At 46.6% G+C, this 17295-nt stretch carries 12 protein-coding genes; all 12 read left to right on the plus strand.

From position 1 onward, the window contains the following. Window positions 1-6: 6 nt before the first annotated feature. The 12 genes from NXH67_RS05430 (at window position 7) to NXH67_RS05485 (ending at window position 17270) form a co-directional block, all read left to right on the plus strand. Window positions 7-1119: an acyltransferase gene (locus NXH67_RS05430; protein WP_272796692.1), complete on the plus strand. Its 1113-nt coding sequence runs from the start codon at window positions 7-9 to the stop codon at window positions 1117-1119. Next, on the plus strand, window positions 1113-2855 hold the full coding sequence (locus NXH67_RS05435; RefSeq protein WP_272796693.1) for a hypothetical protein: 1743 nt from the start codon (window positions 1113-1115) through the stop codon (window positions 2853-2855). Before NXH67_RS05430 ends, NXH67_RS05435 begins: the two co-directional genes overlap by 7 nt. A gap of 21 nt (window positions 2856-2876) precedes the next feature. Further along, window positions 2877-3350, plus strand: coding sequence for a GtrA family protein (locus tag NXH67_RS05440; RefSeq protein ID WP_022778601.1), 474 nt, complete (start codon window positions 2877-2879; stop codon window positions 3348-3350). 10 nt (window positions 3351-3360) lie between these two features. Next, entirely contained in the window at window positions 3361-4497 is a 1137-nt protein-coding gene (gene rffA / locus NXH67_RS05445; protein WP_272796694.1) for a dTDP-4-amino-4,6-dideoxygalactose transaminase, read from the plus strand. Window positions 4498-4547: 50 nt separating this feature from the next. Then, window positions 4548-6416 (plus strand): hypothetical protein, encoded by a 1869-nt coding sequence (locus NXH67_RS05450; RefSeq protein ID WP_022778599.1) that lies wholly within the window; start codon window positions 4548-4550, stop codon window positions 6414-6416. 45 nt (window positions 6417-6461) lie between these two features. Beyond that, window positions 6462-6995, plus strand: a complete 534-nt coding sequence (locus NXH67_RS05455) for a GNAT family N-acetyltransferase (protein ID WP_035788285.1) — start codon at window positions 6462-6464, stop codon at window positions 6993-6995. Window positions 6996-7030: 35 nt separating this feature from the next. Then, complete coding sequence (locus tag NXH67_RS05460) at window positions 7031-7990, plus strand: glycosyltransferase family 2 protein (protein ID WP_272796695.1); 960 nt, start codon at window positions 7031-7033, stop codon at window positions 7988-7990. Beyond that, window positions 7971-9695, plus strand: a complete 1725-nt coding sequence (locus NXH67_RS05465) for a DUF6020 family protein (RefSeq protein WP_272796696.1) — start codon at window positions 7971-7973, stop codon at window positions 9693-9695. The genes NXH67_RS05460 and NXH67_RS05465 overlap by 20 nt, the downstream gene beginning before the upstream one ends. A 68-nt stretch (window positions 9696-9763) precedes the next feature. After that, window positions 9764-12427 carry a hypothetical protein gene (locus NXH67_RS05470; protein ID WP_272796697.1) on the plus strand — a complete coding sequence of 888 codons (2664 nt, stop codon included), beginning with the start codon at window positions 9764-9766 and terminating at the stop codon, window positions 12425-12427. Further along, complete coding sequence (locus NXH67_RS05475; RefSeq protein ID WP_022778594.1) at window positions 12424-14352, plus strand: polysaccharide biosynthesis protein; 1929 nt, start codon at window positions 12424-12426, stop codon at window positions 14350-14352. Before NXH67_RS05470 ends, NXH67_RS05475 begins: the two co-directional genes overlap by 4 nt. Window positions 14353-14432: 80 nt before the next feature. Next, window positions 14433-15704 carry a DegT/DnrJ/EryC1/StrS family aminotransferase gene (locus tag NXH67_RS05480; protein ID WP_022778593.1) on the plus strand — a complete coding sequence of 424 codons (1272 nt, stop codon included), beginning with the start codon at window positions 14433-14435 and terminating at the stop codon, window positions 15702-15704. 522 nt (window positions 15705-16226) lie between these two features. Continuing rightward, the gene (locus NXH67_RS05485) at window positions 16227-17270 is read left to right on the plus strand and encodes an ATP-binding protein (RefSeq protein ID WP_272796698.1); all 1044 of its coding nucleotides are present in this window, start codon (window positions 16227-16229) and stop codon (window positions 17268-17270) included. The last annotated feature ends 25 nt before the right edge of the window (window positions 17271-17295 follow it).

A 17295-nucleotide genomic window follows, 5' to 3' on the forward strand; every position in this document is an offset into this window, starting at 1 on the left:
ATGGTTGTGAAAAAGAGAAATGCGAGCATAGAGCTGTTGAGAATAGTGGCAATACTGATGATACTGTGCCTTCACTATAATTCCCATGCACAGGTGCTTCTGGAGCTGGGAATGCCGGCGTCGGGAGTTCAGATCTATGCCACGATCATAGAAGCTATCTGTATTCCGGGGCTTAATACTTATGTGCTCATCAGCGGCTTTTTCCTTTCCAAGGGGAAGGTGAGACCCAGTCGTGTTATCACACTTCTTTGCCAGGTGTATTTCTATACCATTCTGATATCACTGGCAATGATGGCGGTCGGAACCTATGTTGTGGGCTCCGATGATTCCATGTACAAGCTTGTGCAGTATCTTTTCCCGATATCCTCAGAGCATTACTGGTTTGTGACAGCCTATATCATCATGTATGTGATGTCACCTGTTATGAACGCTGCCTGCGAGAGCCTTACGAGGAAGCAGATGAAGGCGGTTATCATGGGACTTCTCATTTGGTTCAGTGTGGTTAAGAGCTTCGTGCCTGTTATGTTCGTTACCGACCATCACGGCTATGACTTTGGCTGGTTCCTGGTACTCTATCTGATAGCTGCTTATATCAGAAAATATGATGTGCAGCTCTTCTACGATGCCAAGAGAAGCGCAGCAGTATTTCTGGTGTCTGTGGTGATTATAGCTGCCATGAGCATTGGGCTGTATTACATTAATCTATACAGAGGAGGCCTTGTGTATTATGCAGGGGTGCCTCTTGATCTTAACTTTATATTCACGCTCACAGGGTCCCTTGGACTGTTCTCTTTCTTCAGGTACTTCCGTATGAAGGAAAATTGGTTCGCCGACGCAGTGAGATTTGCAGCACCTTTTACTTTCGGTGTATATCTGCTTCATATGCATATTGAGATTCAGGACAGGTGGCTGTGGTGGCTTGAGCACATCTTCGGAGAGGTGCCTAAGACCAACGTGATCCTCTTTGCCTGCCATCAGCTCATATGCATCCTTATCGTGTTTGCAGCGGGAGTGTTTGTGGACTGGATCAGAAAGATGATCTTCGACTTCCTGGGAAGAGTGCTTCATGAGACCTGGATTTTCAAGAGAATCAGACAGTGGGATGAGGACTTATGTTAAAAAATATCAGAAGCTACTTTTACAATCTAAAAAAATATCAGGCGCCACTTGAAAAGTATGTATTCCCGGTGATTCTCCTTCTGTTTCCCCTTATCGGAGCAAATGCGGGACTTGATATAACGGATACTACCTATAGCCTTGGAAACTATCAGTATCTTGATACCGTTAATCAGATGTGGCTGTTTTCCACCTTCCTAAGTAACAAGGCAGGGCAGCTCATAATGATGCTGCCGGGAGCAGGCACAATGCTTGGCTTTAACATTTGGTGCAGCTTCATTACTTCGGCAATGGCTCTTGTTTCCTACTATTTCCTTAAGAGGTTCATGCCGGGGTGGATGATCTTCATAGGGGAGTTCATTGCGGAGGCCCTCTGCTTTTCTCCCAGAGGAATCCTGTACAACTATCTGACATATCTGTTCCTGACAATGGGAACAATATTCCTGATAGCGGGGCTCTTTGCCATAGAGCGTCAGAACCTGTATCTTATAATAGCAGGTGTATTTCTTGGAATGAACGTAATGGTGAGATTCCCCAATCTGGCGGAAGCATCACTGATCCTGATCGTCTGGTTCTACGGCTGGATAACGAGGGATAAGCTTACCGAAGTCCTTAAGAAGACCGGCCTGTGTATCCTTGGATATGTCTGCGGATTCGGAGTAGTATTCCTGGGGACCTGCCTGGGCTACGGCGGACCTGATGCTTATATAGGCGGAATTGCCGAGCTTCTCGGAATGACCAAGGGAGCCTCGGATTACACCTCAGGCGGAATGCTGGGAGCAATCCTTGAGGCCTACGGCACCAGCCTTTCTCATATGCTTATAGTTCTGCCTTGTATCATAGCAGGTGTTATCATGTTCCTGCTTGTTCCCGGCAGATACGTATGGGTCAAGAAGTTCCTGTATATGGCGGGGCTTCTGGTGCTGGTCAGATTCTTTTTCGCAAGAGGTGTGTTTACCGGAAACTATTACTATTATGACTGCATGTTCCAGGCAGCCATGATGTTTGTTATTGTGGGCATTATCTTCTGCGCTGTAGGATCGCTTGGTATCCTTAACGGCAGCAGGCAGGAGCAGACACTGGCCTTTACGGCTCTGATGCTGATCCTTGTTACTCCCCTTGGTAGCAACAACTATACCTTTCCTATTCTCAACAACCTGTTTTTGATAGCGCCTATTATTCTCTGGCTGTTTAGAAGACTTATGCAGAGAATGGGAGATGAGGACTGGAACTTCCCCTGGCAGAGCTTTGTAACAACTGTTATCATTGTCCTTTTCATCCAGGGCGCATTGTTCCATATTAACTTCTCCTTCTATGACGGAGCGGACGGAACACCAAGGGATGCAAGACTTGATATTCCCAAGGTTTCATCCATGGTGACTACAAGCTACAACGCAGAGACTCTGACTGACCTCTACAGCGCTCTTGGGGACAACGAACTGTTGGAGGATAAGGTTCTTTTATTTGGAACCGTTCCGGGACTGGCCTATATATTTGACCTGGAACCTGCCATTGACACAACCTGGCCTGATCTTGACAGCTACTACTATATGAATTTTGATTCAGAGCTGCTTGGACTTGATACTGCAGGCGAAACACCCACAGTAATCCTGGGAAAAGACAGCCCCGATATCTCCAGTGATAAGTCCAAATATGATACCTTAATGGACTTTATCGACAATCACGATTATAATATAGTTTTTGAAAGCGATAGGTTTATTGTTTTCGCAAGTAAGTAATGAGGAGTAAATAAAACTTTTATGGAGAATTCAACCAAAAAGAAGGATATTTTTGACAGGATCATGTCTCTTCCTGTACTGAATATTTTCGAACCATTTTATACCAAGCACAAGGAAGGCCTTATGTACCTGTTTTTCGGTGGACTGGCTTTCTTTCTGAGCATTTTCCTGTTCTGGTTCATGGACAGTGTGCTGCATATGAATGCGGTGCTTAATAACACCATTGACTGGATCATTTGCGTGGCTTTCCAGTTTTTTACCAATAGAACCTGGGTTTTTGACGGTCATGTTGAGACCAAAGGGGAATTTCTGAAACAGGCAGGCTCATTTACTGCAGGAAGACTTTTTACACTGGTGGTTGAAGATATTATTATCCTGGTGTTCATTAATATGCTGGGCTTCCCATCAATGCCTGTGAAGCTGGCAGCAACCTTTATCGTAATAGCACTTAACTATGTTATCAGCAAACTGATTGTTTTCAAAAAGAAGGATTGAGGACTGAAATATGCGTATAAACTTCAATGTACCACCCTACACAGGCAAAGAATTCGAATATATCAGGGAGTGCGTAGAGAATCAGAAGATCTGCGGCGACGGCCCCTATACAGAGAAGGCCAACAAGTGGATCGAGGCTAAGACCGGCTGCAGCAAGGCACTTCTTACAACCTCCTGCACTCATGCTACAGAGATGTCTGCACTTCTTGCAGGAATAAAAGAGGGTGATGAGGTCATCATGTCCTCCTACACCTTCGTATCAACAGCTAACGCCTTTGTTCTTCGCGGAGCCAAGGTTGTATTTGTTGATATCAGACCCGATACCATGAACCTCGATGAGAACCTTATCGAGCAGGCCATCACACCAAGGACAAGAGCAATCGTGCCCATGCACTATGCGGGAGTTGCCTGTGAGATGGATACCATAATGGATATTGCAAAGAGACACGGCCTTCTTGTCATCGAGGATGCTGCTCAGGGTGTAATGTCCACCTACAAGGGCAAGGCGCTGGGAGCCATCGGAGATTTCGGTAACTACAGCTTCCATGAGACCAAGAACTACAGCATGGGCGAGGGAGGAGCGCTGCTTCTTCGCGACGAGACCTATGTGGACGATGCCATCATCATCAGAGAAAAGGGAACCAACAGAACCCTGTACAAGCTTGGCAAGGTTGATAAGTACAGCTGGATCGAGCCCGGCTCTTCATATCTTCCAAGTGATATGAACGCCGCATACCTCTATGCACAGCTTGAGCTCGCAGATGAGATCAACAATGCCAGAATGGATCACTGGAACAGATACAATGAGGCTCTTATGCCTCTTAAGGAAGCCGGCCTTATCGAGCTTCCTGTAGTTCCTGAGGAATGCGTTCACAACGCGCACATGTACTACATCAAGTGCAAGGACTTCGAGGAGAGAAAGGGACTTATTGATTACCTCACAGGTCATGACATTCTTCCCGCTTCTCACTATGTTCCTCTTCATTCCTCCAAGGCAGGCGTTAAGTACAGCGTATTTAGCGGAGAGGACAGATACACAACCAAGGAAAGCGAGAGACTCCTTCGTCTTCCTATGTATTACAAGCTCACAGATGAGGATCTGGACGAAGTTGTCATGAGAGTCAAGGAATTCTACAAGTTTACCTGAAGCAGTGGGTATGACAAAAGAACCGTTCCTGTGACAGCTAAGGAGTATACATGGCCAAGACACGAAGAACTGACAATTACATAGTTACGGCCGTGCTGATCGCCTGCGTTTTCGTCATTGCAGGTTTCTTCGGCGACTATTATTATGACCTGAACGACGATGTTTTAATCAAAGATATACTCTCCGGCAGCTACACCGGCGTGCCGGAGGGCCACAATATTCAGATGCTATACCCGATCAGTGCTCTCATTTCCCTGTTCTACAAGGTGGCGAGAGCGCTTCCCTGGTACGGCATCTTTTTATGTGTGATCCAATACGGATGTTTTGCACTCATCATCAAGAGGACTGTGGATGCACTGGCCTTTTCCGAGAAGGGCTTTTGGAAAAAGATAATATTCCTTCTCTTTGAAGCGGGTATTGTCCTGGGACTGTTCCTTCCGCATCTGGTGTATGTTCAGTACACGGTGACCTGCGGGCTTATGTCGGCCACCGCAGCATTTTTGATACTTACCAAAAAAGATGATGAGAACAACATGTATGTGGTTCCGCTTATTCTGCTCCTGGCAGCTTTTTGCATCAGGTCTGAGATGCTTCTTTTGACGCTTCCGATGGTTCTGGTGGCGATTCTTATGAAGTATGTATTGGTATGCTTCGAGATAGATCTGAGCGGCATGAAGTCGGCGGAGGGCAGCTCCTATCAGGAAAAGAGGAACTATTTTATTAAGTATCTCAACCTCTGCCTTGGAATCCTCTCAGGGATTCTGGTATGCCTTGCGATCAACAAGCTGGCATATTTGTCACCTGAATGGAAGGAGTTCACGACTCTTTTTGAGAACAGAACGGAACTCTACGATTTCCAGAGTATACCTGATTACAATGAGAACAAGGCCTTCTACGACAGCATAGGAATGAGTGAGAGCTCCCAGAAACTCCTTCTTAACTACAATTTCGGACTGGATGAGAGCATTGATGCCGGGATGCTGGGGCAGATCGCAGACTACGCAGCTACCATACGAACTGACGAAAAGCCTATGGGAACCCGTATTGCAGAGGCTGCAAGACTCTATTTCTACAGACTGTGCCATGTATCTGCACCTAAGGGATATGAGTATCCGATGACGGATTTTCCTTGGAACATACCGGTACTTATTTTGTACGTGGCAGCTTTTATCGGCTGTTTTGGCGCCTTTAACTGGGATATGAAGAAAACGGTCGCATCGCTCCTATTGCTGGTTCTGGTGTTTGCCTGCAGGACGAGTCTGTGGATGTATATAATCGTAAGGGGAAGAGATCCCATAAGGATCACACATCCTTTGTATCTTTTGGAGATTCTCATCCTGGCAGGTATGATACTTGCTCTGTACTGCCTTCGCGGAAGTTACAGCAAGGACAAGGAACCGTTTTTTGACAGGGTACTGTTGGGATTTATGTGCGCTTCGACTGTGGCGGTCTTCGTGGGAATGCCTTATGAAGTCGCTGTGGTTGACAGAGAGCTCATCAGGAGAACCTCATCCCTTACCAGATATGAGACCCTTAACGAATACATGAAGGAGAGGAGCGATAATTACTACCTTATCGACGTGTACACCAGCGTCTCCTTCGCTACAGTAACCGGTAACGACGAAGCAACCTATTCAGAGAAGATGTTTGGCGGCGTCGGCAACAGCGGCTATAACCACGACCTTCTTGGGGGCTGGGCAAGTAAGAGTCCTCTCAGCGTAAAAAAGCTACATGACAGAGGCTATTCCTCCATGGAAGAAGCGCTGGTTTCGCCGGGAGTTTATTTTGTTCAGAACCTTGATACGGATACTGACTGGCTTGTGGACTACTATGCTTCCAAGGGTAAGACCGTTACGGTATCGCGGGTTGATACCGTGGAGGAAGTATTCGGAATATACAGCGTTTATGTATCTGAATAATATGACTTGGCTAATTCTGATGCTATGAAGAATAAAAGGTGAAAAATGGAAGATAGATTTTTGGCAGTGGGAAAAAACATATCCCTCAGGAAGATAACAAGAGACGATACACATCTCGTTATCAAATGGAGAAACAACGAAAGAGTGAGAAGTCACTTTATATACAGAGAAACCTTTACGGCACCGCACCATGAGAACTGGTTAAAAGAGAAGGTGGACACCGGCAAGGTGCTGCAGCTCATCATCTGCGAGAACGACAGAGATCACAGACCCGTGGGCAGCGTGTACTTTATTTTCCGAAATGAAGACAGGACCGAGGCGGAGTACGGGATCTTCATCGGAGAGGACGACGCAGTAGGCAAGGGCTATGGCAATGAGACCGCCGTTCTTGCGACGGAATATGTGAAGGAGAACACTCCCATCAAGAAGCTGATCCTTCGGGTTTTCACTTCCAATGAGGTGGCCAGAAAGAGCTATGAGTACGGCGGCTTTGTTAAAATACAGGATCTGCCCGCAGTGGAGTGTAGTGATGGTGAAAAAAGTGATATGATATTGATGGAGAAAATTTTAAAAGAGTAATCCAAAGAAACTGATTGAAAGGCAGATTTTTATTGATGGTCAAGAACCTGATAAGCTACGTTATTCCCTGCTACAGATCCGAGAACACCATTGAGAGTGTTATAGACGAGATAGCAGCTACAATGAAAAAAGATAAATTAAGGGGCTACTCCTACGAGATAATCCTTGTTAACGACGGCTCCCCCGACAACACCTGGGGGAAGATCAAGGAGCTGTGTAACGGCCCGAGGAAAGATGTTATTACAGGAATCAACTTCGCCAAGAACTTCGGCCAGCACGCCGCTCTCATGGCAGGACTTAGAGCCAGCAAGGGCGAATATGTCATCTGTCTTGACGACGACGGACAGACCCCTGCGGATGAAGCTGACAAGCTGATAGATGCCGTGGCCAAAGGCGCCGATGTTGCCTATGCAAGATATGCCAACAAGCAGCACAGCCTCTTCAGGAACTTCGGAACAGCCATGAATGAGTGGATGGCAAGTGCAATGCTGGGTAAACCCAAGGACCTGTACGTATCCAGTTATTTTATAGCCAGGAGATTTGTAGTTGATCAGATGCTCACCTATGAGAGCTCCTATCCCTACGTAATAGGCCTGGTACTTAGAACCACCAGAAACATCGTCAATGTTGACGTTACCCACAGAAAGAGAGAGGTGGGAGAGAGCGGCTATACCCTTGGCAAGCTCATAGCCCTTTGGATCAACGGCTTTACCGCCTTTTCCATCAAGCCCTTAAGAATAGCCACCATGTCCGGCGGAATCTTTGCGGTAGTGGGTATACTCTACGGTATTTACACAGTTATCAAGAAATTTGTTAATCCCAACGTCCCTGTTGGTTTCTCAGCCATGATGAGTGCAATCATGTTCATTGGGGGAATGATGATGCTCATGCAAGGTATGATCGGGGAGTATGTTGGAAGAATATACATCGCGCAGAACAAGAACCCTCAGTATGTAATTCGCGAGACAACAAGAGATGAAGAGGATGAGGCCTGACTTAAATACGGGGAACACAATTAAACAGGAAAAAAATGTCATATCAGCCTGGCTTTTGTCAGGCTTATTTGGCGTTTTATCGGGACTTTTTTTCGTGCTTGGTTATCAGCTTGAAAACAATGACTGCATCAATCTGAGTGACCGGAATGCAATGCTGACGATGCTGTGCATGATGATAATCATCACCGTCGATACCAGGTACGTCTGGAGAAATTATGACGCCCAGAGGCAGGGAGCCAAGCTGTTTGGATTATTTCAGACAAATGTGGCCAAAGAGCCCGGTGGCGTGATCGAGAGTTCTCCCTTTACGTCGGCAGATTATCTCATCACCTGGGGAGCGCTGGCCCTTATGAACCTGCCGGTTCTTCTGGCGGAGTTCCCGGGATTCTTCGTGTACGATGCACAGGATGAGCTAAGCGAGGTGCTTACAAGGAGTTTTTCTACACATCACCCGCTTCTTCATGTGCTGCTTCTCGGAGGCATCATAGCCTTTGTTCATAAAGCCACAGGCTCCTGGAATCTTGGTATTTTCACCTACATAGTTTTCCAGATGCTGATAATTACTGCAATCTTCGCCTATACACTTATGTACTTGCATAAAAGAGGTATCGGCAAGAGGTCAAGGATTCTGTGGACCTTGTATTACGGTCTTTTCCCAACGATAGTCATGTATACGCTCTGCTCAAGTAAGGACGGGCTGTTTTCGGCGTTTCTCCTTCTTCTTACGGTGCTGCTGGCTCAGCTTACTGATGATCCCGCTCTTTTTATACAGAAAAAGAGCAGAGTTGCAGCCCTGTGTATAACTGCCTTCCTGATGCCGTGCTTCAGGCACAACGGCTTTTATGCGTATCTTGTGTTTATTCCCTTTGGACTTATCTATCTGTGGAAACATGTTGATACCAAAAAGCTGTTTGGAAAGCTGTCGGTGCTGTTGGTGATCCCGGTCATAGCATATCTTGTGTTCAACAGTGTGCTGGCGGCGGTCTTTGCATCAGAGGGAACGCACCATCAGGAGATGCTGACTGTTCCTATTATGCAGATGGCAAGAGTCTGCAAATACGATAGGCAGTCCATGTCGCAGGAGGATATTGACACGCTGGTTTCCTATATTCCGGAGGCTAATCTTGAGAAGTACACCGAGAGAGTGTCGGACCTTGTGAAGGTGGATTTTAACAACGAATACTATGAGCAGAACAAGGCAGGTTTCTGGGGACTGTGGTGGAAGCTGTTTAAGAAGCATCCCATTGTGTATCTGAACGCCTGGCTTCTTACCTCCTACGGATATGTATATCCGCCGGCCAATATCAACGTATACAAGGGCGGAACCATGTTCACGTTCACCTATGAGCATTCCTCCTATTTCGGATATGAGGTGGAACAGCCCGGAGAGAGGCACAGCTTTATCCCTGTGATTGACAGTCTCTACAGATACCTTTCCATCGGAACCTTCCATGATGATGCCAAGGTTTTGTACCTTCTGTTTTCACCGGGAATGATGCTCCTTATCTATCTGTTTGTGCTGCTGTACAGGCTTCGCATCAGGGATTTCAAGGGGATCATACCTTTTTTACCCATGGTGCTGACCTTCCTTACGGTGCTGCTGGGTCCTACATACCTTGTGAGATACGTGGTATATCTGTGGCTGTGTCTTCCGCTTCTTTTGTGCAACAGAAGGCTTGGAGCGGCCCCGGCCAAGGTTGTATAAGAACCTCATTCTGTGATAATATTTAATGATGGCTTTTTAGGCTTAAAATTACTATCGGGAATAGATAAATGAGACGAATAATAACCAGGAAGACGGCAATAGAAGTGACAATTCTATTGCTTACACTTATTTGCATAATGACCATATGGCCCCTCAGGATTTTTGCTGATACCTTCGAATATTCAGCCGGTGGCAATCTCCTGGAGGAGACCGTTACCGTCAATCTTGAGAACAATGCGGTTCAGAAGTTTGTCACCCGTTTCGACAGACTAAGGTCCGTGGACGTATATGTCTCCGAGATGCTCAACGGCAGATATATCAGCGTGGCGGTCAGGAACGAGAATAACGAAGAGCTTGTTAAGGTTCCTGTGGATACGGCGGATTATCAGCTGCCTGCCTATGTCAATGTCCCCATGGAGATTGATGTGGAACCCGGCAAGGAGTATTATCTTTTGTTCGAGTCCTGCAGATCCAAATATATGCTAAGTCTTGAGGATATTCCGGAGAATCCCGAATATGTGGGAAGCCTGTACTCTCGTTGGGCTGAGATTCCGGGAAGACACGCTGCATGCTATTACAATTACAAGGTGCCCATGTCCAGGTCAAGGTCACTTAAGTGCATCGGAATTATTGCAGCTATCGCATTTGCTTTGATACTTGCAGAGACTATATATTTCAGGAAAAAGCCTGAGAAGAACACGCTTCTTACTATTGGAAAGCTGATAAAGTATGTGGCTAACCCGCTTAATGCGATTGTTTTTCTGACGCTGATGATCATGGTATTTCCGCTTAAGCTTTTTGATGCTCGTGCGACGGATATCATCTTTTACGAGATCGGACTTATCATCTGCGCAGGCATAGGGTTCTACGCCATCAACCACAATGTGGTCAAACAGAATGTGGGCGTATCCTTCTGGCAGAGTATTGACAATGCGGATAGGCCAAGGGACTGCCTTATGATGTTCTCAATCGCAATGTCCCTGTGGTATGCAAGCTGTTACATGAACGACCTCTACGACATATATCACACCCTTTCCGAGAGAAGGATGGTCATCTGGCTCATAATCACGATGCTGCTCACCTTCACCTTCAGAGAGGCCTTCAATATCCCCAATCTTGTGTGGCTTGCAGCTTCCCTGGTAGCGGGGATCAGATATTACGGCGTTCATCGCCTTGCTGAGACGGAAAAAGAGTACGACCTTCACAACATGGCCCTCAAGTACGGCATCATCATCGTTATCCTGGGCGGCTTCGTTGTTATAAGTCTTGTGAGAAGGGCCATCGCGCTTATCAGGAAAAAGGCGCTTCGCATTATAGGCCATGAGGAAGACAGGACCACTATTTCTGCTTTTGCGATACTTCTTCTGGTATTCATGGCAGCGCTTATAATATTCAGGAACACCAGATGGTGGGGAGTTGCCCTGTCAGTCGTATTCGTGTGTCTGTATCTTAGGATCGCGGGATGGAAGGGAAGAAAGAACTGGTACAAGGTTCTTGCGGGCGGCCTTATGGTCAACTTTCTCTTATCACTGGTATTTAGTCTTCTGCACAGATATTTTGCGGGCTTTGTCAGCGGAAGATTTGCTTTTATCTTCCACACAGTAACCGTCACAGCCGAGTATCTGTCGCTTATGGCAGCAGTGGCTACGGTTATGCTGGTTGCCAAGATTGTTGCTATACCTAGGAAAATGGGCATTGTTGTCCTCTTTAAATCCGCCTGGAAGGAAATCGTCCTCTTTGGCTGGATCATATCCTATGCGATATTTACGGTATCAAGGACTGCTATACTGGCCATCGCCGTTACCGTGATCGCAGTGCTGCTGGTGACTGTCTCCGTTCACAAGAAGCAGTTCATCAGGATCGTTGCTCTTATGGCGGCAGCAGCTATTATCTGCTTCCCCGGGGCCTTTACATTGCAGAGACTCATTCCTGCCATTGTTGCCAAGCCTACATTCTATGTCATTGACGATACGGATGTGCTTGTAAGAGGCGGAGCAGACTGGGACAACACCAACTTTATGTGTGTTGAGAGATTCGCAGGACTTTTTGCTGAGAAGATTCTTGGCGTAAGTCTTGGAGACTATAACTATCCTATCGATGTCAACAACTATGACAGCGAAGGCAAGCCTATCTATGACAACTATGGATTTAACGGTGACAAGAGCTTCGAGTTCGAGGAGCAAAACAGCGGCTCTTCCCAGGATACACCCGATGATCAGGGTAGAAACGATGAAGGAGTGACTGCTCCGGCAGACAGGCTCCTGGTAGCTATTCCCGGAACAGAGGCTGAGCGCCATATCATCTCCGAAGAAATGGGCGGCTATGTTGACACCACCGACAGACTTGATATGCTTTCCAACGGAAGGATAACCATATTTAAGTCCTATGCAAAGGAACTGAACCTTACGGGACATGATGAGATGGGAGCCCTCCTTCCCAACGGAGAGATCGCAGTTCACGCCCACAACACCTATATGCAGGTGGCTTACGACAACGGAGTGCCGGTGGGAATGCTGTTTATTGTGGTACTGATTACAGCAGCGGTTCTGGGAGTTTCAATCTACAAGAAAAATCACAGTACCAACCCTATACTGCTGTTAATATTTGCTGTTATAATGGCTTTTGCTTTTGCGGGAATATCTGAGTGGGTGTTCCAGCTGTGCAATCCCATGACAGTGGCACTTATGCTTGCGTTTGCAGGACTTACCTATAAGGAAACGTTGAATAAATGAAAAAAGAACCCTTTAATTATGCCAAATTATACAGAAGAACAGGACTGATAATCTACGATATTATCAGCGTCATCGCTGCCAGCTATATCGCGATTCTTTTGAGGTACAATTTTCACATAGATGAGATCCCGGATCACTTCATGAATCCGGTAACAAAGTTTTTGCCGATAAATATTATCATCACGCTGGTTGTGTTCTATGCCTTCAAGCTCTATGACAGCCTCTGGGCCTATGCCGGAGAGCGTGAGATGCAGAACCTGGTTATGGGCTGTGCTCTCTCAGGTGTTATTAACGCCATCGGACTTCAGTTTTTCAAGTCACATACACAGCCGGTGCCTCAGAGTTACTATTTCCTGTATGCTTTTTTCCTGCTGACATTTATCTTCGCCAGCAGGTTCTCCTACAGGTTCCTTCGCAGTCAGAAGCACAGAGCGGAGAACAGGCACAACTCCAAGGCGGTTATGATAATAGGCGCCGGTGAAGCGGCTAACATCATCATCAAGGAGATTATTACCAGCAACTATTCCACCATGTCCATCAAGTGCATCATCGACGATGATTCCAACAAATGGGGCAAGTACATCCAGGGAATCAGAGTTGTGGGAGGCAGAGACAGGATCGTTGAGTGTGCAGATCTCTATGATATTGACGAGATAATCGTGGCAATTCCTTCGGTATCAAGGGCTGAGATGAAGAAGCTCCTTGATATATGTAAAGATACAGATTGTAAGCTTCGTTCACTTCCCGGAATGTACCAGCTGGTTAACGGCGAGGTCAATGTATCAAGACTTCGTGATGTTGAGGTTGAGGACCTTCTCGGAAGAGACCCCATTGCGGTTGACATCGATTCCATCGCAGGTTATGTGAAGGACAAGGTGGTTATGGTAACGGGAGGCGGCGGATCCATCGGCTCAGAGCTCTGCAGACAGATCGCATCCCACGGACCCAAGAGACTTATCATTGTTGATATTTACGAGAACAATGCCTACGACATCCAGCAGGAACTTAAGAACAAGTACAAGGAGCTGGATCTGGTGGTGCTTATCGCATCAGTAAGAAATACCTTAAGGATCAACAATATTTTTGACGAATACAAGCCTGATATCGTATATCACGCAGCTGCTCACAAGCACGTGCCTCTTATGGAGGACAGCCCGGGAGAAGCTATCAAGAACAACGTCTTCGGAACCTGGAAAACTGCCATGGCAGCAGCCAATAACGGCTGTAAGAAGTTTGTTCTCATCTCCACAGACAAGGCTGTTAACCCCACCAATATCATGGGCGCCAGCAAGCGTATCTGCGAGATGATAGTTCAGACCTTTAACAAGCATTATGAAACTGAGTTCGTTGCGGTAAGATTCGGTAACGTCCTTGGCTCCAACGGCTCGGTTATTCCTCTTTTCAAGAAGCAGATAGCGGCCGGAGGTCCCGTTACAGTTACGGACCCTAACATCATTCGTTATTTCATGACCATTTCTGAGGCAGTATCTCTGGTACTTCAGGCGGGAGCCTTTGCCAAGGGCGGAGAGATCTTCGTTCTGGACATGGGTGAGCCCGTAAGGATCCTGGATCTTGCCGAGAACCTGATCAAGCTCTCAGGCTACAAGGTGGGCGAGGACATCAGAATCGAGTTCACCGGACTTCGCCCCGGCGAGAAGCTCTATGAGGAGATGCTCATGGACGAGGAGGGCCTTCAGGACACAGCCAACAGAATGATCCACATCGGTAAGCCTATCGATATGGATGAGATGAGATTTTTCGCTCAGCTTGAGAAGCTCAACAGAGCCGCCAGAGAAGAGGCTCCTGAGATCCGCGAGCTTGTGAAGGAGATTGTAGAGACCTATCACCCCGATGTCCACAGATATGTAATGACAAGGGAGAGAAAGGAAGCCCTGAACAAGGCCGCCGAGGAAATTAACGGCTAAATGGTGACAGGCACTTTAGCGTGATGAAGTGACAGGCACTTTAGTATAGCAAAGTGACAGGCACCTAAGAGGAGAATTTTATGGAAATTAAACCTTTTGAGAAAAAAGTATGGCTGTCATCTCCGACTATGCATGGAGATGAGATTAAGTATATGCAGGAAGCCTATGAAACCAACTGGATGAGTACGGTAGGCGCCAACATAAATGAATCGGAGAAGCAGATCGCAGAGTTTATCGGCTGCAAGGATGCGGTGGCTCTTTCTTCGGGAACAGCTGCGCTTCACCTTGCGATCAAGCTGGCAGGTGAGAGGCTCTATGGACTTCCGAGAGTTGGACATGGATCTCTGGAGGGTAAAAAAGTATTCTGCTCCGATATGACCTTCGATGCCACCGTCAATCCCGTGGCCTATGAAGGCGGAGAAGCAGTGTTTATCGATACCGAGTATGACACCTGGAACATGGATCCCAAGGCTCTTGAGAAGGCCTTTGAGATATACCCTGAGGTAAAGCTGGTGGTGATCGCTCACCTCTACGGAACTCCCGGCAAGGTTGATGAGCTGAGAGCTGTCTGTGATAAGCACGGAGCTCTTATTGTGGAGGATGCCGCCGAGTCACTGGGAGCAACCTACAAGGGTGTTCAGACAGGAAGATTTGGAGATTACAGCATTATCTCTTTTAACGGAAACAAGATAATCACAGGATCTTCAGGCGGAATGTTCCTTACAGACAATGTGGAGGACGCCCACAAGGTCCGCAAGTGGTCCACCCAGTCCAGGGAGGACGCTGCCTGGTATCAGCATGAGGAGCTGGGCTTCAACTACCGTATGAGCAATGTTATCGCCGGAGTTGTAAGGGGACAGATCCCATATCTTGGTGAGCATATCGCCCAGAAAAAAGCTATTTATGAGAGATACAAAGAGGGACTTAAGGGCCTTCCGGTATCCATGAATCCTATAGATTTCGCAAACAGCGAGCCCAACTACTGGCTCTCCTGCCTTATCATCGACAAGGATGCTATGTGCAAGCAGGTCAGAGGCGAGAAGGATGCACTCTATGTGACGGAGGCACGTAAGAGCTGCCCTACAGAGATACTTGAGAAGATCGCTGCAATCAATGCGGAGGGACGTCCTATCTGGAAGCCGATGCATATGCAGCCGGTTTACAGGATGAATCCTTTTATTACGGCGAGCGGACAGGGAAGAGCGAGAAGTAATGCCTACATTGATGAGGGGGTTACGCCTGATGTGGGTATGGATATCTTCGAGCGCGGCCTGTGCCTTCCTTCCGACAACAAAATGACGCCTGAGCAGCAGGATGTGATCATTGAAGTTATAAAGAAATGCTTTGAATAGTGTTGAGTGAGGTCGCGCCCCCTCCGCAGGGGAGAGCCTGAGTATAAAAAAACACGTCTCACGGTGCTAAACGCTTCGACGAGCCCAGGACATGAAGTGCTTCGTGCATAAGGCACTCACACTTCATTGGTCTTGTCTACGCAGCCCCGAAATCGACGTGTTTTTTTATACTCAGGCTTTTCTCTGCTACGGAGGCGCTCGGTACAGGCAAACACAAGGTTTCAATAAATGCATATCTGACAATACAACAGTACACTAAAGGTCTTCTCTGCTGCGGAGGCGCTTGGGACAATCAGAGATGTGGAACCCAAATAGTGTAGATTTGTTAATACAACAGTACACTAGAGATCTTCTCTGCTGCGGAGGCGCTTGGGACAATCAGAGATGTGGAACTCAATTAGTGTAGATTTGTGGTTGCAGGGAAGATATAAAAAGATATAAAATTGAATCAGAAGATATAAAAAGATATAAAAGGGAAATGCAACATATAAAAAGATATAAAGAGATATAAAGAGGTATAAAATGCCAAATCCTTTTACCATATCATTTGGAACAACACCTGCGCAGTACATCTCCAGAATCACGCAGACGAATCAGATACTTGAGAGCTTTACTGCTGAGAGATCCGCCAATCAGGTATTTATGCTGACGGGAATACGAGGCTGTGGCAAGACGGTACTGATGACTGATATCTCAGAGAGGCTTCGCAGTGAAAAGAATTGGATAGTATTGGAGCTGAGTCCTGAGAGGGATATGCTGGCAGCTTTGGCGGCGAATCTCTATGCAATTCCGGAGTTACATGCTCTTTTTATCAAGGCTAAATTGAACTTCTCGGCATTGGGACTTGGCGCATCAATAGAGAATGCGGCGCCGGTTACGGATTACGAGGTGGCTGTGGACAGAATGCTTGAGCATCTGACTAAGGCAGGCAAAAGGCTCCTTATAACCGTTGACGAAGTTACTAACACCCCTAATGTGAAAGTTTTTGCAGCTGCATTTCAGATATACTTAAGGAAAAGCTATCAGGTGTATCTGATCATGACAGGACTCTATGACAATATTTATGACCTTCAGAATGAAAAGACACTTACATTCCTGTACAGGGCTCCTAAGATAGTGCTTGAGCCACTGAATTATACTGCGATTGTTGCTCATTACAAAAAGGTGTTTGAGCTGGAAAACGAGAGAGCTGAAGAAATGGCAAAGCTCACCAAGGGTTATTCCTATGCATTTCAGGTGCTGGGGTATCTTATGTGGGACAGCAAGGACAGAAATCTTGAGGATATCCTTCCTGAATATGATCAGTACCTTGAAGAGTATATTTACGATAAAATATGGTCAGAACTATCCGAAACTGACAAAAGAGTGCTCTGTAAGATGGTGGAGACCGGGGAAACTAATGTCAGCATTCTCCGTGAGAAGCTTGATATGTCCACATCACAGTTTTCTGTTTACAGAGACAGATTAAAGAGAAAAGGACTTCTTAATACATCGCAGTATGGTCATATTTCCCTTTATCTGCCGAGATTTGATAATTATGTGAGAAATCATGCGGATTTTGTGTGATGATCTAAATATTACTGATACCGGA

Source organism: Butyrivibrio sp. DSM 10294, assembly GCF_028539135.1.
Classification (GTDB): Bacteria; Bacillota; Clostridia; order Lachnospirales; family Lachnospiraceae; genus Butyrivibrio.